Genomic DNA, 22,623 nt, shown 5'->3' with positions numbered 1-22,623 from the left:
CGTTCACGGGCACATCCCTAGTGCCTGGATTATCGGCCGTCCTTGCCGCTGTCCGCCTGGATCGCCGTCAGCGCGATGGTATAGACGATGTCGTCCACCAGCGCCCCGCGTGACAGGTCGTTCACCGGTTTGCGCAGGCCCTGCAGCATCGGCCCGATACTGACGCAGTCGGCGCTGCGCTGGACCGCCTTGTAGGTGGTGTTCCCGGTGTTCAGGTCGGGGAACACGAACACGTTGGCGCGTCCGGCCACCGGGCTGTCAGGCGCCTTCTGGCGGCCCACGCTGGCGATGGCGGCGGCATCATACTGCAAGGGGCCGTCGATCAACAGATCGGGGCGTTTTTCCTGCGCGATGCGTGTCGCTTCGCGGACTTTATCGACATCTGCGCCGGTTCCGGAGTCGCCCGTGGAGTAGCTGATCATCGCCACGCGCGGGGTGATGCCGAAGGATTGCGCCGAGGCGGCACTCTGCAGGGCGATCTCCGCCAGGTCACTGGCCGAAGGATCGGGATTCACCGCGCAGTCGCCATAGACCACCACCTGGTCGGGCAGCAGCATGAAGAACACCGAGGACACCAGGTTGTAGCCCGGCGCCGTCTTGATCAGCTGCAGGGCGGGGCGGATGGTGTTGGCGGTGGTGTGGATGGCGCCGGAGACCAGCCCGTCCACTTCGTCCAGAGCGAGCATCATGGTGCCCAGCACGACGTTGTCTTCCAGTTGCTGCTCGGCCATCGGCGCGTTCAGGCTCTTGCCCTTGCGCAGCTCGACCATGGGTTCGACGTATCGGCTGCGGACCAGGTCCGGGTCGACCACTTCCAGGTCCTCGGGCAGCACGATGCCCAGCATCTGCGCCACGGCCTGCACATCGTCGGGCTTGGCCAGCAGCACGCAGCGCGCAATGCCGCGGGCATGGCAGATGGCGGCGGCTTGCACGGTACGCGGCTCGCTGCCTTCGGGCAGGACGATGCGCTTGCCGGCGCGGTTGGCGCGCTGGGTCAGTTGGTAGCGGAATACCGGTGGTGACAGACGCAGCTCGTGGGGAGCGCCGCAGCGGTCCTTCAGCCACTCGAAATCGATGTGTTCGGCGACGAATTCGGTGACGCGCTCGGCGCGCTCGCGATCGTCCACCGGAATTTCCTTGTTCATCCGCGACAGGTCGCCGGCGGTGTCGAACGAGCCGGTCTTCACCGTCAGCACCGGCAGGCCGCTCTGCAACGCACTGCGGCACAGCTCCATGACCCGCGCGTCCGGCACCAGGCCCGAGCACAGCAGCAGGCCGGCCAGGGGCACGCCGTTCATGGCGGCGAGGCAGGCGGCGAGGATGATGTCGTCGCGATCGCCCGGCACCACCACCAGCACGCCGGGCTTGAGCAGGTGCACGGTATTCGGCGCGGAGGGTGCGCAGAGGATGATCTTCTGCACGCGGCGTTGTTCGTAGTCGCCGGCGTTGAGCACGCTGGCATCCAGCAGGTCGGCGACGTCGCGGGTGCGCGGTGCGTTCATCTCGTCCTGCCAGGGGATGCAGCCGAGCAGGCGCACATCGCCGTCGCGCAGCAGCGGCGAATGTTCCTTCAGGCGCTCGCCGAACAGCCGCGCGGCTTCCACGGCGTCGCGCGGCATGTCGTCGCTTTGCCCGCCGCGCACCTTGTTCACGATCAGGCCGGCCAGGTGCGGGTCGCGTGGGCCGCCGAACAACTGGGCGAGGATCTCGATGCGGTCGGACAGTTCGCTGACCGTTTCGTTGTCCGGCGCGGAGACGAGGATCACTTCGGCATCCACGCTGCGCGCCAGGTGCGCGTTGATGCGTGCGGCGTAGCTGGCGTGCTTGGTCGGCACCATGCCTTCGACGATCATCACGTCCTTGTCCGCAGCGGCGTTGTTGTACATGCCGACGATGTCTTCGAGCAGTTCGTCGAGCAGGCCGTCGCCGAGCATGCGCTCGACTTTTGCCAGCGACAGCGGCGTTGGGGCGTTGAGTCCGTGGGTGCGCGCGACCAGTTCGCTGGAGCGCTCGGGGCCATCGTCCCCTGCATGGGGCTGGGCGATGGGCTTGAAGAAGCCGACCTTCAGACCGGCGCGTTGCAGGGCGCGGATCAGGCCCAGGCTGGTGGACGTCAGGCCGACACCGAAACCGGTCGGCGCGAGAAAGAAGGTGTGCATCCGGGCTCCTTAAGCCGTGCGGGAATGGTCTGTGCCCTTGTGGGGCGCAACCGATGAATCTTCAGTCGAGGACAGCCAGGGTGTCGAGTGCGATCTGCTTTTCCTCATTGGTCGGGATGACCAGCACGCGCGGGTGCCCGGCGAGGTGGATCGGCCCGCCGACGCCGCGCACGCAGCGGGCGTTGGCCTCGCCGTCGAGTTCGAGGTTGAGCACGTGCAGGTGCTTGACCGTGAGGTTGCGCACCAGCGCGGAGTTCTCGCCGATGCCGCCGGTGAAGATGATGCCGTCCAGCCGCGGCAGCGCACAGGTCAGCGAGGCCAGCGACTTGGCCAATCGGTAACAGAATACTTCGATGGCCAGTGCCGCATTGGCGTGGCCCTGCTCGCGGGCATGCTCCAGGGTGCGCATGTCGTTGGACAGCCCCGACAGGCCGAGCAGGCCGCTGTCGTGGTTGAGCATGTGGTCGATCTTTTCCAGGCTCCAGCCCAGGGTGCGCGCCAGGTGGCTGTGCAGGTTCGGGTCAACGTCGCCCGAGCGGGTCCCCATCATCAGGCCTTCCAGCGGGGTCAGGCCCATGCTGGTGTCGCGGCTCTGGCCGTTGGCGATGGCGCAGGTGGAGCTGCCGTTGCCCAGGTGCGCGGACAGCCAGTAGCTGTCGCCCACCGCCAGCCCGCTCATCTCGGCCGCCTTGTGGCTGACGTAGCGGTGGCTGGTGCCGTGGAAGCCGTAGCGGCGTACGTGCTGCTCGCGGTACAGCGGCTCGGGGATGGCGTAGCGATAGGCGCGCTCGGGCAGGCTCTGGTGGAAGGCGGTATCGAACACGGCGATGTGCGGCAGGGCCGGGTAGAGCGCCATGGCGGCGTCGATGCCCACCAGGTTGGCCGGGTTGTGCAGCGGCGCCAGGGGCGAGGTCTCGCGGATGGCGCTGAGCACTTCATCGGTCAGGCGCGAGGCCTGGGTGAAGCGCTCGCCGCCGTGTACCACGCGGTGGCCGATGGCGTGCAACTCGCCCTGCGCAGCCTGGGCCACCAGCGGCAGCAGGCGGGCGAGGGCGGCCTTGTGGTCGCCACCGGGCAGCTCCAGGGTCTGCGGCTGCTCGTCGGTCTCGCCCTGCCAGCGCAGGCTGGCGCCGTTGGAGCCGAGGCGCTCGGCCAGGCCGTGGAGGATGAAGTCTTCGCGCCCTTCTCGAACCAGAGCGAACTTGATCGAAGAACTGCCGCAGTTGATCACCAGGATATTGCGAGCCGGCATGCCTACTCCTTGTTGCTGTCGGAATCCTTGGCGCACCAGCCGCAGGGGAACCAGCGGCCGATCTGCGCCTTGCGTTGCTGCGGATCCAGCACCCAGGGCCGTGACTGCCAGGGCGGCTGGTGGCGCAGGTGCTGGGTGTGGCCGCAGGACAAGACTGCCACCCAGTGGCCGTCTTCGTCCTGATGAAAGTCAAGCAGGCGCGGTGGCCCCGCGTTGTCCCGTCCGTCCGTCTTCGGGTCGCATTCGGGGGCGTCGCCGCGTAAACTTACGCGCTCAACTTCTATATCAGATAGGTTTCGAACCATGCAGATCGCGGCCAACAAGGCGGTTTCCATCGACTATACCCTGACCAACGACGCAGGTGAGGTCATCGACAGCTCCGCCGGCGGCGCTCCGCTGGTCTACCTGCACGGTGCCCACAACATCATTGGCGGCCTGGAAAAAGCCCTCGAAGGCAAGCAGGTCGGTGATGAACTGGACGTGACCGTCGAGCCGGCCGAGGCCTATGGCGAGTACAGCGCCGAACTGGTCGCCACCCTGACCCGCGAGATGTTCGAAGGCGTGGACGAGCTGGAAGTCGGCATGCAGTTCCACGCCTCCGCTCCGGACGGCGGCATGCAGATCGTCACCATCCGCGACATCGACGGCGATGACGTGACTGTCGACGGCAACCACCCGCTGGCCGGCCAGCGCCTGAACTTCAAGGTGAAAGTGGTCGACATCCGTGACGCTTCGGCTGAAGAAGTCGCCCACGGCCACGTCCACGGCGAAGGTGGTCATCACCACTGATCGCTGCCACCCGGTCGCTCATCGAGATCGGGTGGAGCCATCATTGAGCTGCTAAGCTCAATCGGGAAAGGCGCCTTCGGGCGCCTTTCTCATGCAATCGGCTTCAACTGCAAAGAATGCCAGGGCATTTTTCCCGCATCGACTGGGATTGCGCAGCACGTCGGACACATTGTCCGCCCCTGCGCGGGCACTTCGTGCCTACTTCTTCAAGGAGCAAGCAATGAGCGCTTTTCACGATCTGACGCTGCATGGTCTCGACGGCCAGGATCTGCCGCTGGCCCCGCTCAAGGGCAAGGTCGTGCTGGTGGTCAACGTCGCCTCGAAGTGCGGCCTGACTCCGCAGTACGCCGGTCTGGAGAAGCTCTACCAGCAATACAAGGATCAGGGGTTCGTGGTACTGGGGCTGCCTTGCAACCAGTTCGCCGGGCAGGAGCCGGGCAGCGAATCCGAGATCCAGTCGTTCTGCTCGCTGAACTATGGGGTCAGCTTCCCCATGTCGGGCAAGCTGGACGTCAACGGCTCGGAACGTCATCCGCTGTACCGCCTGCTGGCGGGCGAGGGCGCCGAGTTCCCCGGCGACATTACCTGGAACTTCGAGAAGTTCCTGCTCGGTCCGGACGGCCGCGTGCTGGCGCGCTTCAGCCCGCGCACCGCACCGGATGATCCGGCGCTGGTCCAGGCTATCGAGAAGGCGCTGGGCGCCTGACCGCTGCCGGCGGGAGAGGGCGCTTGCGCCATTCCCGCTGGCATTTCTTCCTTTACGTTGTTTCGCGCAGCGTGCGGCGGCTTAATCGGGCGACCTGCTTCCGGAGCCCGCCATGAGCCGTTTCGCCGCCGAGTCCGCCTGCTTGCCTGCCACGCCTGATGCCCTGCGCGCCTTGATCGAGCAGCGTCGTTCGGTTCGTCGCTTCCACGACGAGCCTGTGCCCGATACCGTGCTGCGCGATTGCCTGGAGCTGGCGGTGCTCGCTCCCAATGCCTGCAACCTGCAGCCCTGGAGTTTCCAGGTGATCCGCGATGCCCAGCTGCGGCGCCAACTGGTGCCGGTCTGCCTGGGGCAGAACGCAGCGCGCACGGCGCCGGTGCTGATCGCCGTGCTGGCGCGGCCGGATACCTGGCGCGAGTCCTGCGCCGACATCCTCGAGCAATGGCCCGAACCGCAGGTGCCGGAGAAGGTCCGGCGCTTCTATGAGCGCACCGCGCCTTTCCAGTACGACCAGGGCGCATTGGGCTTGCGCGGGCTGTTCAAGCGCGCGCTGTATTCGGTCGTCGGGTTGCGCCGAGCCCTGATGCGGCAGCCCAACAGCCACGCCGAAATGCGCCTGTGGGCGGTGAAATCCACCGCGCTGGCGGCGCAGAACCTGATGCTCGCCCTGCAGAGTCACGGCTTCGCCAGTTGCCCCATGGAGGGCTTCGATGAAGTGCGGTTACGCAAGGTGCTGCAGATTCCCCGCCGCGCGGTGCCGATCATGCTGCTGGCGGCAGGGCGGGCTGCGGACAACGGCGTCTACAACCCGCGCCTGCGCTTCCCGCTGGAGCAGCGCGTCAGCTGGCACTGACCGCATCGGGGCGCGTCAGCACGCCCATGCGCCCGCCGCCGAAGGACCAGTCGTCCGCCTCGCTGGTGGTGATCTGCACCATCACGTCCTCGCTGGCGATTCCCAGTCGCTCGCCCAACAGCGCGTTCAATCGCCGGTAGAACGCCTGTTTGGTCTGCGAGTCGCGCGGGCGGCCGATGGTGATGGCGATGAGGACGAAGTCGTCGCTGCGCGGGCCGCCGAGGTAGTCGCGGTTGTAGACGAATTCCTCCGCTTCATGCTGGTGGATCATCACGAACTGGTCACCTTCCGGGACGTTGAAAGCCTCGTGCATGGCGTCGTACACGGTGTCGGCCAGCTGGCGCAGGTACTGCGGTTGCTTGCCTTTGCGCAGGGAGATGCGGACGGTGGGCATGATGTCACTCCTCGTCGAGACGGTTGAGAGCGGAAGCGGCCGTCGGCCAGCCGCCGTAGAAGGCCAGGTGGGTGATCAGCTCGACCAGCTCCTCGCGGGTCAGGCCGTTGTCGCGGGCCAGTTCGAAATGGAACGGCAGTTGTTCCTGCCGGCCTTGCACCACCAGGGCAGCGACGGTTGCCAGGCTGCGCTCGCGCGGACTCAGCTGTGGGCGTTGCCAGACATCCCCGAACAGCACCTGCTCGGTGATTTGCGCCAGCTTCGGTGCCTGCTGTTGCAGGGCAGGGGAGACCTGGGGTGGACGAGACATGCTGCCGTTCCTCTTCTGTGGCTTGACGGAATCAGGCTAGCGCGGCAGGTTTGTTCTGAAAATCAGGAAATATTTGACTGATAGTTCGATTAATCAGAATGGTTGCCATGGCTCGCATCAACTTCGATCTGGACGTGCTGCGCACCTTCGTCACCGGCATTGAGCTGGGCAGCTTCGCCCGTGCGGCGGACCGCCTGGGGCGCTCCACGTCTGCCGTCAGCGCGCAGCTGAAGAAGCTGGAAGAGCAGGCCGGCACCCCGGTGTTGCGCCGCGAAGGACGCGGCATGGCACTGACCGAGGCGGGGGAGACGCTGTTGGCCTACGCCCGCCGCCTGCTGGAGTTGAACGACGAAGCCGCCGGCGCGTTGCGCGGTGGTTCGCTGGAAGGCCGGGTGCGCCTCGGCCTGCAGGAGGACTTCGGCGAAACCCTGTTGCCCGCCGTGCTCGCGCGCTTCGCCCGTGCTCACCCCAAGGTGCGCATCGAGGTGCGTACCTCGCGCAATCAACAACTCATCGAAGGGGTGCGCAGCGGCGAACTGGACCTGGCGCTGGCGTGGGCAACCGGTGAGCGCACGCCCTACATGGAACGCCTGGGGGCAGTGGCGCAGTGCTGGATCGGTGCACCGGATGCGCCCTTGTTTCCCACTGCCCAAGCGCTGCCGCTGGTCATGCTGGAGGCGCCCTGCCTGCTGCGCAGCGCGGCAACGACGGCCCTGGACAGGGCCGGCGTGCCTTGGCGCGTGGCCTTCACCAGTGCCGGGCTGTCCGGCATCTGGGCCGCCGTCGGCGCGGGGTTGGGGATCGGCCTGCGTACTCCCATCGGCTTGCCGGTCGGCGTCGAGCGGCTGGATGCCGGGCGCGCCGGGCTGCCGACCATGGAGCCGCTGGGCCTGTGCCTGCATTGCAGTGAAGCCGAACCTGAAGCCGTGGTGGAGCGCCTGCGTGAGTTGCTGAAGGAAGGCGTGGCGGAGCTGCTGGAAAGCCCGGCGCTTCGCTGATCCGCTTCTGAAGGAAAATCACTGCGATCAATGATGCTGGCAAAAGCGAGACGACCGGTCATATTCTTGCCGCCATGAACAGCATCCGACTCGACAAGCGTGACCTGATCCTCGCCAAGGGCTCCCTGGCGATGACCCGCAGCGGCTACCACGGCACCGGCGTGCAGGACATCGTCCAGGCCGCCGGCATCCCCAAGGGCTCTTTCTATCACTACTTCGACAGCAAGGAAGACTTCGCCCTGCAGGCCCTGGAGCACCTGTACGCGCCGCGTCTGGCCCGTTACGCCGAGGCGCTGGGCAACCCGGCCCTGGGGCCGCGTGCGCGCATCCTCACCTATTACCGCGAACTGCTGGCGCATTTTGCCCGCCAGGAGAAGCTCGAGTACCACTGCTTCATCGGCAGCCTGAGCTTCGAGATGGCTGAGCTGTCGCCGCCCATTGCCGAGCGCGTCGACGGCATCCTCCAGCAGTCCATCGACACCCTGCGCGACTGCCTGGCCGACGCCCAGCGCGCCGGGGAATTGCCCGCCTCGGAGAACGTCGAGCAACTGGCCGAGTTCATCGGCAATGCCTGGCAGGGTGTGCTGGCGCGCATGAAAGTCAGCGCTTCGCTCAAGCCGGTGGAACGCTTTATCGAGCGTCTGGAGCACTTGCTGCAGGCCTGATCTGCCTGAGTCATCACTCATTTTTTCAGCCCCACTCAAAAACGAGACGACCGGTCGCCTGGCCGTCATGGAGACTTCAATGACTGCATCCGTAGATACCCTGTTCTCGCCCTTCCGCCTGGGCGGTCTGGAACTGCCCACGCGCATCGTGATGGCGCCGATGACCCGCAATTTCAGCCCCGGCGGCGTGCCTCACGCGCAGGTCGTCGAGTACTACCGCCGTCGCGCTGCTGCCGGCGTTGGCCTGATCGTCACTGAGGGCACCACGGTCAACCACAAGGCTGCCAACGGCTATCCGAACGTGCCCCGCTTCCATGGTGAAGACGCCCTGGCTGGCTGGAAGCAGGTGGTCGACGCCGTGCACGCCGAAGGCGGCAAGATCGTCCCGCAGCTGTGGCACGTCGGTGCCGTGCGCCGCCTGGGTACCGAGCCGGACGCCAGCGTTCCGGGCTATGGCCCCAGCGGCAAGGAAAAGGACGGCACTGTGCTGGTCCATGAGATGACCAAGGAAGACATCCAGGAAGTCATCGCCGCCTTCGCCCAGGCCGCTCGCGACGCCAAGGCCATCGGCATGGACGGGGTGGAAATCCACGGCGCCCACGGCTACCTGATCGACCAGTTCTTCTGGGACGGCAGCAACAAGCGCACTGACGAATACGGCGGCAGCCTGGCCAACCGTTCGCGCTTCGCCATCGAGCTGATCCAGGCCGTGCGCGCGGCCGTCGGCCCCGACTACCCGATCATCTTCCGTTTCTCCCAGTGGAAGCAGCAGGACTACAGCGCCCGTCTGGTGCAGACCGCCGAGGAGCTGGAAGCCTTCCTCAAGCCGCTGGCGGAGGCCGGCGTGGACATCTTCCACTGCTCCACCCGCCGCTTCTGGATTCCGGAATTCGAAGGCTCCGACCTCAACCTCGCCGGCTGGACCCGCCAGCTCACCGGCAAGCCGACCATCACCGTCGGTAACGTCGGCCTGGACGGCAGCGAGTTCCTGGCCTTCTTCGGCAACACCGAGGAAATCGCCCAGCCATCGGGCATCGACGGCTTGCTGGAGCGTCTGAACAAGGAGGAGTTCGACCTGGTCGCCGTCGGTCGTGCTCTGCTGGTCGACCCGGACTGGGCAGTGAAGGTCCGCGACGGTCGTCTTGCCGATATCAAACCGTTCAGCCGTGACGCGTTGATGTCGCTGGCCTGATTCGCCCGCGCCTGATGCAGGAAAGCCCCTGGCACCGATGGTGCCAGGGGCTTTCTCGTTTCTCTAGGAACGAGGGCGTCCCCCTCGCTCCTACCAGCGATGCCTTGTTTATGGTGGATTATTGATTGTCTGAATGGTCTGAAAGCACCGTCCCAGGCGTTTACAAATCTTTTCCGAGACCCACCTTTCCGCATGCTGACTTCCCAGTCCGAAACGGGCAGAGTATGAACGCGTTCACACAACAATAGGCCGGGAGACGGCCATAGGAGTAAGTCATGCGGATCGGCTTGGTAGTCGATGCAACCTGCGACCTTCCCCCCGAATTCCTTGCTGCCCATAACATTCGCGTCCTCCCCATCGGTATCCGTGTGGGCGAGCGTCGCATCGTCGATGATCGCGATCCCGACACCACCCTGAAGTTCTATTCCCAGGACCTGCCCAAGGTCGGCCCCGAGGACGGCAGCGAGCCGCTGACGCCGGCGCAGACCCACGACTGGTTTCTGGAAAAGCTGGTCACCGATTTCGACTATGTGATCTGCCTGACCGTCAGCAGCCAGCGCAGCCCGATCTTCGACAACGCCACCCAGGCCTCCTTCAGCCTCCTGCAGAGTTATAAGGAGCGCCGCGCCGCCGCCGGTATCGCCGGGCCCTTCGCGCTGCGGGTGATCGATAGCCAGACCGTGTTCGCCGGCCTGGCCGTGCTGGCCGCCGAAGGCGTGCGCCTGCTCGGCGAAGATCAGCACCCCAACGCCGTGCGCACCCGCCTGGAGCAGCTCAGCCAGCAGATGAACACCTTCCTGGTCGCCAGCGACCTGGGGCACATCCGCCGCCGTGGCTTCCAGAAGGGCGACCGCAGCAGCATCGGCGACCGCCTGCGTGGCGCCTTCCTCGGCCTGGGTTCGATGCTCGACATGAAGCCGGTGCTGAGCCTGGTGCAGGGCGAGGACAAGCCCGTCTCGGTTTCGCCCAACTACGAGAAATCCGCCGAGCGCCTGCTCAATTTCGCCCGCTCGCGGGTCGAGGCGGGCGACTTGCTGGCGCCGCAGATGAGCCTGAGTTATGCCGGCGATCCGTCCGCGCTGCGTGACCTGCCGGGCTTCGCCGCGCTGGAAGCGGCCTGCCAGGCCAAGGGCGTGCAGGTGCACCTGGCGATGCTCAGCCCCACTGGCGGCATCAACCTCGGCGCCGGCGCCATGAGCCTGTCCTTCGCTGCCGAGCCCAAGCCCTTCGCCTGATCGCTACTTGTGGGTTTCAGGGTGACCCAGGCCGCCGGAGTTCTTCCCCGGCAGGCCCGCGCGGCAGGCTTCCTGCAGATAGCCCGCGAAGCGCTCGACCACCGTGTCCCACGCCTGGTGGATGGCGTGGTGACGAGCGTTGAGGCGCACCCGGCGCAAACGCTCCGGGTCCGCCAGCAGCCAGCTCGCTGCTTCGAAGAAGCTCTGGCTCTCGCCCGGAACACCGAGTACGCCGTTGTGCCCGTGGCGGATGTGCTGGCCGGCGGCCGCCTGGTCGAAGGCCACCACCGCCAGCCCTGAGGCCAGCGCCTCCAGCACCACATTGCCAAAGGTTTCCGACAGGCTGGGGAACAGGAACAGATCGCCGCTGGCATAGTGCCGGGCCAGTTCCTCGCCACGCTGCAGGCCGCAGAACAGCGCTTCGGGCAGTTCCCTCTGCAGGTGCGCGCGCTGCGGGCCGTCACCGACTATCACCAGGCGGAGTTTCAGTTGCGGGTGTTCGGCGCACAGGGCGCGGAAGCTGCTGCCCAGCAACGACAGGTTTTTCTCCGCAGCCAGCCGGCCTACATGCAGCACGGCGATATCCCGTTCGCCCAGGCCCCATTCGCGACGCAGCGCTTCGTCGCGGCGGGCCGGGTTGAACAGTTGGCTGTCGACGCCGCGCGAGAGCTGCGCCAGGCGCTCGAAGCCGCGCCGCTGCAGCTCCATGGACTGGCTGGCGCTGGGCACCAGGGTCTGCTGGGTGCGGTTGTGGAACCAGCGCAGGTACAGGGTCGCCAGGCGCATCAGCGGGCCAAAGCCGTAGTGCGCGCTGTACTGCTGGAAATTGGTGTGGAAACCGCTGATCACCGGGATTTTCAGGCGCCGGGCGGCGCGCAGGGCGGCGAGGCCGAGGGGGCCTTCGGTGGCGATGTAGAGCACATCCGGGCGGGTGCGTTTCCAGTGGCGCAGCAGCTTGTGCAGGCACGACTGGCCCCATTGCAGGCCAGGGTAGCCGGGCAGCGGCCAACCACGGGTCAGCACCAGCTCGCCATCGCTGTGTCGGCCTTCGTCGCTCTGCTGGCGCGGGCGGACGACCTGGATCTGGTATCCGAGAAGCAACAGCCCTGAGGCCAGCCGGCCGAGGGTGTTGGCCACGCCGTTGATTTCCGGCGGAAAGGTTTCGCTGATCAGCGCGATGCGCAGGGGAATCGTGGTCATGCTCGCAGTGTCCCGGCGCGCGGTGGCGCGCCGATGACAATGCGATGATCGATAGGTGACAGCCGCTCAGGCGCGGCGGCGGGTTACTTCACCAGCGCCTTTTCACCACCCTCGCGCACCCAGAACAACACGGCGCCGGCCACGGCGGCGGGCATGGCGACCAGGTTGACCAGCGGGATCAGCAGCGCCAGGTAGGTGATGCCACCGAAGCCCATGCAGGCCCAGCGCTTGCTGCGCAGCCAGGCGAGCATCTCGTTCCAGCCCAGCTTGTGGTTGTCCGCCGGGTAGTCGATGTACTGCACCGCCATCATCCACACGCCGAAGATCAGCCACAGCGGTGCAGCGATCAGGTTCAGGCCGGGGATCAGGCTGAGGATGAACAGCGCGATGGCGCGTGGCAGGAAATAGCCGAGCTTGCGCAGCTCGCGGCCGATGGTCCGCGGCACCATGGCCATCAGCTCGCCCCAGCTGAATTCGGGAAAGTCGTCGGTGCCGCGCACCACGACTTCGACCTTCTCCGCCAGGAAGCCGTTGAAGGGCGCGGCGATGATGTTGGCGATCATGGTGAAGGTGAAGAACACGATCAGCAGGACCAGCGCGACGAAGAGCGGCCAGAGGATGAACTGCAGGAAGCTCAGCCAGTCCGGCAGGGTCGGCATCAGCCAGTCGACCCAGTGGCTGAACTGGTTGATGGCGAAGCCGATCAGGCCGACGAACAGCAGGATGTTGATGCTCAGGGGCAGCAGGACGAACAGCCGCAGGCCGGGGCGCATCATCAGTTTCAGGCCTTCGCCGAGGTATTGCGGGCCGCTCAGGGTGGACATCGGACTCTCCAGGGTTGAACCGTAGGCGACCTTAGCAGACCCGGCGAAGGCCCGGCGAGCCGTCTGTTTTGCCGGGTATGTGCATCGCAGCCGCGCGTTCAGGCGACCGTGTAGCGATAACAGCGGTTGCGTTCCTGCTTGGCCTGGTACATGGCGATGTCGGCGGCGCGGGTCAGGGCGTCGGCATCGGCGGCGTCCTGCGGGTAGAAGGCGATGCCGATGCTGGGGGTGACGAAGTCGATGACCTGGCCGCCCAGGCGGTACTCGGCGCCGAGTACACCCAGCAGGCGCATGCCAAGGGCTTCGGCCTGATCCGGCTGGGCATTTTCCAGCAGCACGGCGAATTCGTCGCCGCCCAGGCGGAAGGCCTGGTCCGGCTGGCGCAGGCTGCCGCGCATGCGCTCGCCGACGGTGCTGAGCAGCGCATCGCCGATGGCATGGCCGAAGCGGTCATTGACCTGCTTGAAGCGGTCCAGGTCGATGTACAGCAGGGCCACCCGATTGCTGTGCACGATGGCGCGCTGCAATTGCTCGTTGAAGGCTTTGCGGTTGCCCAGTGCGGTCAGCGTGTCTCGGTACGCGAGGTTGATCAGCTGTTTCTGGTAGGCCACCTGCTCGCTGATGTCGCGCAGGATGCCGCGGAAGCCCTGGAATCCACCCTGGCCATCACGGATCGCCGAGAGCCGCGTTTCGCAGCTCACCAGCCGACCATCGCGGCGCTTGAACGGGGCGGAGAAGGTGGTTTCCTGCTCGTCGTCGCGGACCTTGTCGTACAGGCTCTGGGCACGGTGATAGTCCTCCTCCTGCAGGAGGATGCCGAAGTGCTGGCCGTTGAGCTGGTCGGCGGCGTAGTCGAGCATCCGGCACAGTGCTGGGTTGACGGTGCGGATGATGCCCCGGGTGTCCATCTCGAAGTAGCCATCGCGGATGGCATCGAGGATGGCCCGATCGCGCGCTTCGCTCTGCGCCAGGCGATCGAGGGTACGGTTCATCTCGTTGGCCAACTGGCCCAGTTCGTCCGTCCCCTGTGGGCTCAGGCGCAGGGCGGTGCGGTCCTGCCCGATGACCGCCACTTCGCGGTTCATCCTGCTGACCCGGCGGATGATCCGCAGCTCCAGGGCCACGTAGGCGAGCAGGATGGCGCCGCCGAGCAGGGCCAGGGTCAGGTAGAGGAACAGGCTGACCGACTGCCGGCCTTGCTGGTACAGCGGCCGCGGGCTGGTCAGTTCCAGGCGCAGTTGCGGCCGGCCGCGGGAGTCGAGATAGAGCAGGGACATCTGCTGACTGTTCCCGTCCAGCAGATGCCGCGAGCTGAGCAGGGTGGCACCGCGCCCGGTGGGGATGTTCAGGGTGCGCCAATCCTTGTTCTGCACCGGATCCTGGGCTAGGCGCAGGCTTGCGCCCATCTGGGTCTGCAGGTTGTACATGCGCGCGCTGTCGAGCAGTACGCCAGCGATGACCACACCGGCCGGCTCGGCGGTACCCGCGGTATTGCTGATGGGATAGCTGAGCAGCATCTGGGGGACGCCTTCGATTTGCAGCAATTGGTCCAGGCTGTGGCGCGGGTCGCCATCGATATCCAGCGCGCCCAGTTCCAGCGCGGTGCGCAGGATGCCGTCGCGCAGCCGGGTGGTGCCGGGCACCGGCTGGCCGGGGAAGCGCCGGGCCAGTTCGTCGAGCTTCCATTGCTGGGCGAGAATGTGCCCGGTGCGGTCGACGAACAGGACATAGTCGAAGCCGAGGATGCCCAGCAGGTCCTGGTCCAGGTTGTCCTCGACGAAGCGCGCCTGCGGCAGGCGCATGAACTGGTAGCTGGCGTCCCACCAGGCATAGCTATGGACGATGTCGAGGTTGCGCTGCTTCTCGTAGGCGATGCGGTTGTGGACGATGCGTACCTCGTCGGCCAGGCGCTGGCGGTCCCCGCGGTCGAAGCGGTCGAGCAGGATCATGTCCGACAGCAGCCAGACCCCTGCGAGGCTCGCGACGAACAGGGGCAGGCACAGCCAAAGCAGGCGGGCGCGAAGGTTCATGGTGGACCGGGTGACCTCTGGTTTGCTTGAGTCTAGACACAGGTGCAGTGGCTGCCCGCTACATAGGGGCAGCCTATGGGGGGCATTGAGATTGGGCATTTCAGCAGGACGCTGCGGCGGCGGTAAGCTGCGCGCCATCTGGTATCGAACGAGTTCGAGGGTCGATCCGACACTCCCTGACTTATCTCAAGGAGCGCAGGACGACCGCGGAAATCCCTGACTTATCTCAAGGGTTTTCCGGAGTTCTGCGGGACAATGCGATCCGTGACTCAGGTCACACCGCATTGTCCTCAGTCTCCGGGCCGTGCGGTCCGCGCAAGAAACCTTTCAGTGGAGCTGCCGCCCTCCCAACCTTCCCCCTGGTGCTTTGGCAGCTCCCTTTTCTTTTGCATCCCGCTCTTCACCCGAGCACTGGAGGCTGTCATGTCCGATCGTCACGCGCGCGTCATCATTCTGGGTTCGGGGCCTGCGGGTTACAGCGCTGCGGTCTACGCCGCCCGCGCCAGCCTCAAGCCGCTGCTGATCACCGGCATGCAGGCCGGCGGCCAACTGACCACCACCACCGAAGTCGACAACTGGCCGGGCGACCCCCATGGCCTGACCGGCCCGGCGCTGATGCAGCGCATGCAGGAACACGCCGAGCGCTTCGAGACCGAGATCGTCTTCGACCATATCCATGGCGTCGACCTGGCCGGCAAGCCGTTCGTGCTCAAGGGCGACAGCGGCACCTACACCGCGGATGCCCTGATCATCGCCACCGGCGCCAGTGCGCGTTATCTCGGCCTGCCGTCGGAAGAGGCGTTCATGGGCAAGGGCGTGTCCGCCTGCGCCACCTGCGACGGCTTCTTCTACCGCAACCGCGAAGTGGCGGTGGTGGGCGGCGGCAATACCGCCGTGGAAGAGGCGCTGTACCTGGCCAATATCGCCAGCAAGGTGACCCTGGTGCACCGCCGCGACAGCTTCCGTTCCGAGAAGATCCTGCAGGACAAGCTGCGTGCCCGCGTCGCCGAGGGCAAGATCGAACTGCGCCTGAATGCTCAGGTGGAAGAAGTGCTGGGCGATGCCATGGGCGTCACCGGCGTGCGCCTGCGCCATAACGATGGCGAGGCTTCGGAACTGAAGGTGGACGGCCTGTTCGTCGCCATCGGCCACACGCCGAACACCTCGTTGTTCGAAGGTCAGCTTGAGCTGAAGGACGGCTACCTGGTGGTCAACGGCGGCCGCGAAGGCAACGCCACGGCGACCAGCATCCCCGGCGTGTTCGCCGCCGGCGACGTGGCCGACCATGTCTACCGCCAGGCGATCACGTCCGCCGGCGCCGGCTGCATGGCCGCGCTGGACGTCGAGCGCTACCTGGATTCCCTGTAACGGCCCGAAGAGCCGGCGTGCAGGAAGAGGCCCCGCTTTGCGGGGCCTTTTTCTGCCTGGCTAGGGGGCGCTTTTCGCGCAGCGTGCTTGCTCGCGGACCGCTTGGCACGATGCTTTGCAGCTTCGTGAGCAAGCTCGCTCCCACAACCGGGTTTCGCGCCGTTGGGCATTTGGATCGCCCAAGAAAAAGCCCCGCATCGGCGGGGCTTTGCATCGAGCGAGTAGCCTCAGCCGCGGCGCGACAGCGGCTGGCGCTCGAAGTTGACGCCGGCCAGTCCAGTCACCTGGAGGGCGCGGATATTGGCGTGATCGGTGCCTTCGGGGTGCTCGCGCACGGCGCGGTAGTGCTCGCCGAACGCCAGCAGGCTCTCTTCCTGGCTCAGGCCTTCGAGAATGGCGAAGCCCAGGGTCTTGCAGGAGCCCTCGTTCTGCCCGGCGGGGTTCTCCACGCTGCCGTTGGTGAAGGCGCTGGGGCTGTAGCTGTAGTGCTCGGCGATATACGCCAGGGTGTCGGTGAACAGGTGCTGCTCGCTGCGCAGGCGCACGCGAAAATCGGTGAGGGTCATCAAGGCAAACTCTTAGTGTTTCTTCGCGTTGTCGAAGGCCGTCTGCTGGGCAGGGGTCGCTTCCGTCTGGTACTTGGCCTTCCATTCGGCGTAAGGCATGCCGTAGATCTCTTCGCGGGCCTGATCCGGGCTGACAGGCAGGCCCATATCGTCCGCCGCGGCCTTGTACCACTTGGACAGGCAGTTGCGGCAGAACCCGGCAAGATTCATCAGATCGATGTTCTGCACATCCTTGCGGGTACGCAGGTGCTGCACCAGGGTGCGGAACGCGGCGGCTTCCAGTTCGGTGCGCTGCTCGTCGGTCAGGGTCATCGGCTCGGTCATGGCAGGTCTCTCAACAAGGGCGCATCGGAGGCGCATGGCGGGGCTGGCGAGATTCTAAGAGGCGGGCGATCTGCCAGCAACGCCCGTTGGCCGACTGGCACGGGCGTGCAGGATGGAACAAAGGTGTCAGCGCTGGGCGGCGAGGGCGATCGACACCGATTCGGCGAAGCGCAGGGCGTGGGGCTTGTCCACTTCCACCTCGGCATAGCGTACCGCCGGGTTGGCCATGACCAGGTCGAGCAGCTCCTGGGTCAGGCGCTCCAGCAGGGCGAAGCGGTTTTCCTCGACGTGGGCGATGATCGCCTTGGTGATGGTGCGGTAGTTCAGCGCGTGGTCGATGTCGTTGACCTGCACCGCGTCGCCGGCCGGATAGAGGATGGTGAGGTTGATCAGCACATCCTGCTTGTTGAGGATTTCCTCTTCCTTGATGCCGATGTAGGTGCGTACGCGCAGGTCCTTGACCCGGATCCGCGCCATGCCCGGCTGCAGTTGCGTCATTTCACTTGCTCCGTCCGATCAGTTGCAGGAATTCCTGGCGGGTATTGGTCGATTCGCGGAAGGCGCCGAGCATCACCGAGGTGTTCATCACCGAGTTCTGCTTCTCCACCCCGCGCATCATCATGCACATGTGCTGTGCCTCGATCACCACCGCCACGCCAGCGGCGCTGGTGACCTGCTGGACGGCCTCGGCGATCTGCCGGGTCAGGCTTTCCTGGATCTGCAGGCGACGCGCGAACATGTCGACGATGCGCGCCACTTTCGACAGGCCCAGCACCTTGCCGGTAGGAATGTACGCCACATGGGCCTTGCCGATGAAGGGCAGCAGGTGATGTTCGCACAGCGAGTAGAGCTCGATGTCCTTGACGATGACCATTTCGTCATTGTCCGAGGCGAACAGCGCGCCGTTGACGATCTCGTCCAGCGTCTGTGCGTAGCCGTGGCAGAGGTACTGCATGGCCTTTGCAGCGCGCTTGGGGGTGTCCAGCAGGCCCTCGCGGGTCGGGTCTTCGCCGAGCCCGAGGAGAATCTCACGGTAGTGGTGAGACAGGTCTTCGATCATGGTGGGAGTTCCTCGTGCCCGCACCGGGCGGGTCATTTGAGGTGCCGGCCGCCGTTGACGGTCAGGGTGGTGCCGGTCACGTAGGGGCTGTCGAGCAGGTAGCGCACGCTCTGGTAGATCACATCCGGGCCGGGCTCGATGCCCATGGCGGATTTCGCCAGGGTGCGGGCGCGGTACTCGGCGTCGTCGCCGGGATTGAACATGATCAGTGCCGGCGCGATGCCGTTGACCTTGATGCGCGGTGCGAGGCTGGCGGCGAAGGACAGGGTGAGGTTGTCCAGGCCGGCCTTGCTGGCGCAGTAGGCGATGCGGTTGGCGCTGCCCTTGCGGGCGACGTCGTCGCTGAGGTGAATGATGTCGGCCGGGGCGCCGCGCCCGGCGGCGTCGCGCTCGAGCAGTTCGGCGCAGCGCAGGTTGATCAGGTAGGGCGCGAGCATGTGCACGCGGAACAGCGACTCGAAGGCCTGCGCCTCTTCGCCGGGCTGCTCGGCGATCCACGCCGAGGCGTTGTGGATGATCGCACGCAGCCGGTCGGTGCGGGATTTCAGCTCGTCGATGAAGGCCTGGATGCCGGCCTCGTCGGCCAGTTCGGCGTGCAGGCAGGTGGCGCCCAGTTCGCGCAGCTCGGCGATGCCGGGTTTTTCCTGGCGATAGGTCGCGATGACCGGCTGGCCGTCTTGCAGCAGGCGTTTCGCGCAATGCAGGCCGATGCGCTGGCTGGCGCCGGTGATCAGGATGGGGGCTGGGGTCTGGCCCATGCACGCCTCGCGAAAATCCACAGGGGAAGCGCCGCGATGGACAATGTCCGAGCGGCCGGGTAGGGCAAAACTATACCAGCCCCGGCGCGGTGCGGCACGGATGGGGCATAATGGGCGGCCTTGTCTTGCCTTGTGGGAGTGAACATGAAAGTCGCCATCCTGTCCGGATCGGTCTACGGCACCGCCGAAGAAGTCGCCCGTCACGCCAAGCGCCTGCTCGAGGCCGCCGGCTTCGAGGCCTGGTTCGACCCGCGCGCCACCCTGGATGCGGTGCTCGATTTTTCTCCCGAAGCCTTCCTGGTGGTGACTTCCACCACTGGCATGGGCGATCTGCCGGACAGCTTCCAGCCCCTGTTCCATGCCATCCGTGATCGCCTGCCCGCGCGATGGCGCGGTTGCCCCGGCGGCGTGCTGGCGCTGGGCGACTCCAGCTATGGCGACACCTACTGCGGTGGTGGGGAGCAGGTGCGTGAACTGTTCGCCGAGCTGGGCGTACGGGAAGTGGTGCCGATGCTGCGCCTGGACGGCAGCGAGACGGTGGACCAGGAGACCGACTCCGAGCCATGGCTGGGCGAATTCATCGCCGCGCTGAAGGCCTGATGCATCCCCGCGCCCGCCAGCTGATCGACACGCTGCAGCTCGCCCCGCACCCCGAGGGCGGCTTCTACCGACGTGTGTTCGAGTCGCGGCTGAAGGGCGCCGATGGCCGGCCGCAATCGTCGGCCATCCTGTTCCTCCTGCCGGCGGGAACCGTCAGCCGCTGGCACCGCGTGGATGCCGACGAGCTCTGGCACTTCCACGAGGGCTCGCCGCTGGAGTTGCTGATCGCCGACGCTCCGGAGTCTGTCGTGCGCATCGAAACCCTCGGCCCGGTGGGCGAGGGCAGCCTGCCGCAACGCGCCGTGCCCGCCCATGCCTGGCAGGCGGCGCGCTGCCTGGGAGACTACGTGCTGGTGGGGTGTACCGTGTCGCCGGCATTCGAGTTCGCCGGGTTCCAGTTGCTTGCCGATGATGAGCAGGCGCTACGGGATTGGCCGAAGCTGGCCGGCGAGTTTCCCGAGCTGCTCTGAACCCGCTTCACTGAGGATGCAACGGCATCTCGATCATCAACGCCAACCAGGCCTTCGCCGCATTCGACAGGTAGGCGTCGCGCCGCCAGATGAAACTGATGTCCCAGCGCAGGTCCGGTTGGCTCAGCAGTACGCGCACCAGGCCCGGCCGCTCCAGGTCCTTCGCTACCACGCGGGGCAGCAGTACCGCGCCCTGGCCGGCAGCGACCAGCGCGCCGAGGAAGTCCGCCTGGCCGCTGCGCCCGCCTTCCTTGGGCTCGAAGCCGGCTTCGCGGCAGGCGCGCAGCAGGCGGTCGTTGAGGGTGAAGCTCTGCTGGTAGAGCAGGAAGGGCGTGTCGGACAGTTCCACCAGTTCCAGGCTTTCCCGCGATGCCAGCGGATGATCGGCCGGCAACAGAACGTCCAGCGGCTCGTTGCAGAACGGCTGCCAGTCGAAGCCGGGCTCGTCCGGCGTGAGGCCGCCGCCCAGTTCCAGTTCGCCGCTGCGGACCATTTCCTCCATGGTCTTGCTGCCGCCCTCGATCAGGTGCACGTCGATGTTCGGGTAGCGCCGCCGGTACTCGGCGAAGCGCCCGGCAAACAGCGCGTCGGCGCCCAGCAGCGGTAACCCAAGGCGCAGTTCGCCGCGGTGCAGGTGGGTGAGGTCGTCCAGTTCGGTATGCAGCTCGCGGCGCAGACGCAACATGTCCTCGGCGCGGCGCAGTACCACTTCGCCGGCGGCCGTCAGGCGGATGTGCGGGCCGCTGCGCTCCAGCAGTTGTACGCGCAGGCTCTGCTCCAGCTGCGCGACCTGCTTGCTGACCGCGGACTGGCTGGCGTTCAGGTGCACCGCCGCCTGGGTGAAACTGCCGTGGCGCACCACTTCGGCGAAGGTGCGCAGCTGCTTGAATTCCATTCTGGAATGGCTCCGATTCTATCTATTCGCTTTGGGGATGATAGGCGCGGGAGTAGGCTTTGCGCCATTCCCAACCGATTTATTCACCCACTCAACGCATCGAGATCGCCGCCATGTTTCGCCGCGCCGCCCGCCTGATTTTCGAACTCGCCGTCCTGGTCGCCTTCTGGTGGATCGGCGGCTGGGTTGCCACGCTCACCGGGCTGCCGCTGCCCGGCGGGGTGATCGGCCTGGCGCTGCTGCTGGTGCTGTTCGCCTGCGGGGCGATCCGCCCGGCGCTGTTGCAGGGTGGCGCTGGCCTGTTGCTGGCGGAGATGCTGCTGTTCTTCATCCCCGCCCTGATGAGCCTGCTGGACTACGGCCCGCTGCTGCGCAGCGAAGGCTGGAAGATTCTGCTGGTGATCACCGCCAGTACCGTGATGGTGATGCTCTCCACCGCCCTGGCGGTGGAATGGATGTGCAACAGGAGTTCGCGCCATGAGCCTCGATAAGCAAGCGCTGTTCTGGTTGGCCGTGACCCTGGGCGGCTATCTGCTCAGCCGTACCCTCTACCGCCGTTTCCAGCAGTACTGGTTGTCGCCCATCGTCTTCGTGCCGGTGCTGCTGTTCGCCCTGGCGATCCCGATGCAGGCCCGCTACGCCGACTACGCCCGCGACACCAGCTGGCTGGTGGCGCTGCTCGGCCCGGCCACCGTGGCGTTTGCCATTCCGATCTGGCAGCAGCGCGCCTTGCTTGCGCGCCACTGGCCGGCGCTGCTGACCGGCATGCTGGCCGGCTCGACCATGGCCATCGGCAGTTCCTGGGCCCTGGCCCACGCGCTGGCGCTGGATGGCCAGGTAACGCTGTCGCTGATTCCGCGCTCGATCACCACGCCCTTTGCCATGGAGATGTCCCACGACCTGGGCGGCGTGCCGGCGCTCACGGCAGCTTTCGTGATGATCACCGGGGTATTTGGCGCATTGATCGGCGGCGTGCTGATGAAAATGCTGCACCTGCGCTCCGCCCTGGCCCGTGGCGCGCTGCTGGGCGTTGGCGCCCACGGCGCGGGTACCAGTCGGGCTTACGAGTTCGGCGGTGAGGAAGGTTCGGCGGCGGGGCTGCTGATGGTGCTGACCGGGCTGTTCAACCTGCTGATGGCCCCGGTCCTGGCCTGGTGCCTGTAAGGCTCAGCTGAGCTCGTAGGCATCGAGCATGCGCGAGGTGTCGGCGGGGGAGTTGAACATCATCACATCGATGATCGACAGGCCGGCCTCGAAGGTCGGCCGCTTCTGCTCGTAGGGCACCAGCTTGGGCTCCTGGAAGCGCAGCGTCAGCCCGGCAGCGTCGTACTTGCGGCGGTCGAAGAAGCTCTGGCCACCTGGCGGGTTCCAGTATTCCTCCACGCTGCCCAGTGCCTTGCAGATGTTCAGCGCCCATTCGTCCGGCGCTTTCGGGCGCTCCATCGGCAGGTCCATGCGCGAAAGCACCGGCATCTGCCGGGGGAAGCCCAGATAGGCGCAGGTTGCCTCCAGGGTGGTCTTGTTCAGCGAGACGATGTCTTCGAACGGATGGTCCAGGGAGGCGGCTATCATCTCCCGCACATCGCGGTAGTAAGGGGCCACCTTGCGGTACACGTCCAGCTGCGAGAACAGGCTGCGCCGCCAGTCCTGGCTGTTGTCCAGGCGCACGTCCTTGATCAGTGTTTCGCGGTGGTGCTTGATCCGCGGCACGCGGATGTACAGCCAGCCGTCCTGCTGCTTGAGGATGCGGTTGCGCTCGATCCAGCCGTGATGGATGTACTGCACGGTATCGAACAGGACGAACAGGTCGGTGTGCTTGATCAGGCTGAAGTAGCCCAGGTAAGGAAAGAAGTAGGGCTGCATGATGGCGGTTCGTTTCACGTCGGCTGCCTCGTTGGCCGAACTGGAGTCTCCTCCCGACTCCCAGGTACTGCTGCGGAATGTTGCCAAAGATATTGCGAAATGTTTCCAGGTG

General features: G+C 66.1%; 27 protein-coding genes. 12 read left to right on the top strand and 15 right to left on the bottom strand.

Annotated features, from left to right (window positions below):
- Nucleotides 1–29: 29 nt before the first annotated feature.
- The 3 genes from pta to LDJ84_RS24570 form a co-directional block, all read right to left on the bottom strand.
- A complete protein-coding gene (gene pta / locus LDJ84_RS24580) occupies nt 30–2,159 on the bottom strand; it encodes a phosphate acetyltransferase (RefSeq protein WP_226045547.1) in 2,130 nt (709 codons plus the stop codon).
- A gap of 61 nt (nt 2,160–2,220) precedes the next feature.
- Nucleotides 2,221–3,411, bottom strand: coding sequence for an acetate kinase (locus LDJ84_RS24575; protein WP_024762677.1), 1,191 nt, complete (start codon nt 3,409–3,411; stop codon nt 2,221–2,223).
- 2 nt (nt 3,412–3,413) lie between these two features.
- The gene (locus LDJ84_RS24570; protein WP_164488281.1) at nt 3,414–3,746 is read right to left on the bottom strand and encodes a DUF3565 domain-containing protein; all 333 of its coding nucleotides are present in this window, start codon (nt 3,744–3,746) and stop codon (nt 3,414–3,416) included.
- Between LDJ84_RS24570 and LDJ84_RS24565 the strand changes: the two genes are divergently transcribed.
- From LDJ84_RS24565 to LDJ84_RS24555, 3 genes are all read left to right on the top strand, one after another.
- A complete protein-coding gene (locus LDJ84_RS24565; protein ID WP_037015096.1) occupies nt 3,715–4,200 on the top strand; it encodes an FKBP-type peptidyl-prolyl cis-trans isomerase in 486 nt (161 codons plus the stop codon). The two genes, LDJ84_RS24570 and LDJ84_RS24565, sit on opposite strands and share 32 nt — an antisense overlap.
- A gap of 220 nt (nt 4,201–4,420) precedes the next feature.
- Nucleotides 4,421–4,906, top strand: coding sequence for a glutathione peroxidase (locus tag LDJ84_RS24560; protein WP_037015094.1), 486 nt, complete (start codon nt 4,421–4,423; stop codon nt 4,904–4,906).
- Nucleotides 4,907–5,018: 112 nt separating this feature from the next.
- Nucleotides 5,019–5,759, top strand: a complete 741-nt coding sequence (locus tag LDJ84_RS24555) for a nitroreductase family protein (protein WP_226045546.1) — start codon at nt 5,019–5,021, stop codon at nt 5,757–5,759.
- Here LDJ84_RS24555 and LDJ84_RS24550 read toward each other — a convergent pair.
- Nucleotides 5,746–6,153 (bottom strand): tautomerase family protein, encoded by a 408-nt coding sequence (locus tag LDJ84_RS24550; RefSeq protein ID WP_037015090.1) that lies wholly within the window; start codon nt 6,151–6,153, stop codon nt 5,746–5,748. The genes LDJ84_RS24555 and LDJ84_RS24550 overlap by 14 nt on opposite strands.
- Nucleotides 6,154–6,157: 4 nt before the next feature.
- On the bottom strand, nt 6,158–6,463 hold the full coding sequence (locus LDJ84_RS24545) for a carboxymuconolactone decarboxylase family protein (RefSeq protein WP_038803571.1): 306 nt from the start codon (nt 6,461–6,463) through the stop codon (nt 6,158–6,160).
- A 107-nt stretch (nt 6,464–6,570) separates the two neighbouring features.
- On the opposite strand from LDJ84_RS24545, the gene LDJ84_RS24540 reads away from it, so the two are divergent.
- The 4 genes from LDJ84_RS24540 (at nt 6,571) to LDJ84_RS24525 (ending at nt 10,553) form a co-directional block, all read left to right on the top strand.
- Nucleotides 6,571–7,461: a LysR substrate-binding domain-containing protein gene (locus tag LDJ84_RS24540; protein WP_226045545.1), complete on the top strand. Its 891-nt coding sequence runs from the start codon at nt 6,571–6,573 to the stop codon at nt 7,459–7,461.
- 74 nt (nt 7,462–7,535) lie between these two features.
- The gene (locus tag LDJ84_RS24535; RefSeq protein WP_024762683.1) at nt 7,536–8,126 is read left to right on the top strand and encodes a TetR/AcrR family transcriptional regulator; all 591 of its coding nucleotides are present in this window, start codon (nt 7,536–7,538) and stop codon (nt 8,124–8,126) included.
- A 79-nt stretch (nt 8,127–8,205) separates the two neighbouring features.
- Nucleotides 8,206–9,318 carry an NADH:flavin oxidoreductase gene (locus LDJ84_RS24530; RefSeq protein ID WP_024762684.1) on the top strand — a complete coding sequence of 371 codons (1,113 nt, stop codon included), beginning with the start codon at nt 8,206–8,208 and terminating at the stop codon, nt 9,316–9,318.
- A gap of 275 nt (nt 9,319–9,593) precedes the next feature.
- Complete coding sequence (locus tag LDJ84_RS24525; RefSeq protein WP_024762685.1) at nt 9,594–10,553, top strand: DegV family protein; 960 nt, start codon at nt 9,594–9,596, stop codon at nt 10,551–10,553.
- A gap of 3 nt (nt 10,554–10,556) precedes the next feature.
- Here LDJ84_RS24525 and LDJ84_RS24520 read toward each other — a convergent pair whose 3' ends face one another.
- The 3 genes from LDJ84_RS24520 to LDJ84_RS24510 form a co-directional block, all read right to left on the bottom strand.
- A complete protein-coding gene (locus LDJ84_RS24520) occupies nt 10,557–11,753 on the bottom strand; it encodes a glycosyltransferase family 4 protein (RefSeq protein WP_226045544.1) in 1,197 nt (398 codons plus the stop codon).
- A gap of 83 nt (nt 11,754–11,836) precedes the next feature.
- The gene (cysZ, locus tag LDJ84_RS24515) at nt 11,837–12,577 is read right to left on the bottom strand and encodes a sulfate transporter CysZ (protein ID WP_024762687.1); all 741 of its coding nucleotides are present in this window, start codon (nt 12,575–12,577) and stop codon (nt 11,837–11,839) included.
- Nucleotides 12,578–12,675: 98 nt separating this feature from the next.
- The gene (locus LDJ84_RS24510) at nt 12,676–14,607 is read right to left on the bottom strand and encodes a diguanylate cyclase domain-containing protein (protein WP_024762688.1); all 1,932 of its coding nucleotides are present in this window, start codon (nt 14,605–14,607) and stop codon (nt 12,676–12,678) included.
- A gap of 423 nt (nt 14,608–15,030) precedes the next feature.
- Between LDJ84_RS24510 and trxB the strand changes: the two genes are divergently transcribed.
- The gene (gene trxB / locus LDJ84_RS24505; RefSeq protein WP_226045543.1) at nt 15,031–15,975 is read left to right on the top strand and encodes a thioredoxin-disulfide reductase; all 945 of its coding nucleotides are present in this window, start codon (nt 15,031–15,033) and stop codon (nt 15,973–15,975) included.
- Nucleotides 15,976–16,202: 227 nt separating this feature from the next.
- On the opposite strand, the gene LDJ84_RS24500 is transcribed toward trxB, so the two are convergent.
- The 5 genes from LDJ84_RS24500 to folM all read right to left on the bottom strand — a co-directional run bounded on the left by LDJ84_RS24500 (nt 16,203) and on the right by folM (nt 18,683).
- On the bottom strand, nt 16,203–16,541 hold the full coding sequence (locus LDJ84_RS24500; RefSeq protein WP_024762690.1) for a HopJ type III effector protein: 339 nt from the start codon (nt 16,539–16,541) through the stop codon (nt 16,203–16,205).
- 12 nt (nt 16,542–16,553) lie between these two features.
- Nucleotides 16,554–16,853: a DUF1244 domain-containing protein gene (locus LDJ84_RS24495; protein WP_169889002.1), complete on the bottom strand. Its 300-nt coding sequence runs from the start codon at nt 16,851–16,853 to the stop codon at nt 16,554–16,556.
- Nucleotides 16,854–16,991: 138 nt separating this feature from the next.
- The gene (folX, locus tag LDJ84_RS24490) at nt 16,992–17,363 is read right to left on the bottom strand and encodes a dihydroneopterin triphosphate 2'-epimerase (RefSeq protein WP_017519088.1); all 372 of its coding nucleotides are present in this window, start codon (nt 17,361–17,363) and stop codon (nt 16,992–16,994) included.
- 1 nt (nt 17,364) lies between these two features.
- Nucleotides 17,365–17,925, bottom strand: coding sequence for a GTP cyclohydrolase I FolE (gene folE / locus LDJ84_RS24485; RefSeq protein ID WP_054908683.1), 561 nt, complete (start codon nt 17,923–17,925; stop codon nt 17,365–17,367).
- 32 nt (nt 17,926–17,957) lie between these two features.
- Nucleotides 17,958–18,683 (bottom strand): dihydromonapterin reductase, encoded by a 726-nt coding sequence (folM, locus tag LDJ84_RS24480; RefSeq protein WP_084358709.1) that lies wholly within the window; start codon nt 18,681–18,683, stop codon nt 17,958–17,960.
- Nucleotides 18,684–18,827: 144 nt separating this feature from the next.
- Here folM and LDJ84_RS24475 point away from each other — a divergent pair, with 144 nt between their 5' ends.
- Nucleotides 18,828–19,283: a flavodoxin gene (locus LDJ84_RS24475; protein WP_024762694.1), complete on the top strand. Its 456-nt coding sequence runs from the start codon at nt 18,828–18,830 to the stop codon at nt 19,281–19,283.
- Nucleotides 19,283–19,753 carry a cupin domain-containing protein gene (locus tag LDJ84_RS24470; protein ID WP_038803572.1) on the top strand — a complete coding sequence of 157 codons (471 nt, stop codon included), beginning with the start codon at nt 19,283–19,285 and terminating at the stop codon, nt 19,751–19,753. Before LDJ84_RS24475 ends, LDJ84_RS24470 begins: the two co-directional genes overlap by 1 nt.
- Before the next feature lie 7 nt (nt 19,754–19,760).
- On the opposite strand, the gene LDJ84_RS24465 is transcribed toward LDJ84_RS24470, so the two are convergent.
- Nucleotides 19,761–20,648 carry a LysR family transcriptional regulator gene (locus LDJ84_RS24465; protein WP_024762695.1) on the bottom strand — a complete coding sequence of 296 codons (888 nt, stop codon included), beginning with the start codon at nt 20,646–20,648 and terminating at the stop codon, nt 19,761–19,763.
- A gap of 113 nt (nt 20,649–20,761) precedes the next feature.
- Between LDJ84_RS24465 and LDJ84_RS24460 the strand changes: the two genes are divergently transcribed.
- Nucleotides 20,762–21,139: a CidA/LrgA family protein gene (locus LDJ84_RS24460; RefSeq protein WP_024762696.1), complete on the top strand. Its 378-nt coding sequence runs from the start codon at nt 20,762–20,764 to the stop codon at nt 21,137–21,139.
- Nucleotides 21,126–21,812 carry an LrgB family protein gene (locus tag LDJ84_RS24455; protein WP_064979867.1) on the top strand — a complete coding sequence of 229 codons (687 nt, stop codon included), beginning with the start codon at nt 21,126–21,128 and terminating at the stop codon, nt 21,810–21,812. The genes LDJ84_RS24460 and LDJ84_RS24455 overlap by 14 nt, the downstream gene beginning before the upstream one ends.
- Nucleotides 21,813–21,815: 3 nt before the next feature.
- Here LDJ84_RS24455 and LDJ84_RS24450 read toward each other — a convergent pair whose 3' ends face one another.
- Complete coding sequence (locus LDJ84_RS24450; RefSeq protein ID WP_024762698.1) at nt 21,816–22,529, bottom strand: WbqC family protein; 714 nt, start codon at nt 22,527–22,529, stop codon at nt 21,816–21,818.
- Between the last annotated feature and the right edge of the window lie 94 nt (nt 22,530–22,623).

Origin of the sequence: Pseudomonas sp. HS-18 (assembly GCF_020401845.1) — a bacterium.
Classification (GTDB): domain Bacteria; phylum Pseudomonadota; class Gammaproteobacteria; order Pseudomonadales; family Pseudomonadaceae; genus Pseudomonas; species Pseudomonas nitroreducens.
This window is presented reverse-complemented; position numbering and strand designations above follow the sequence as displayed.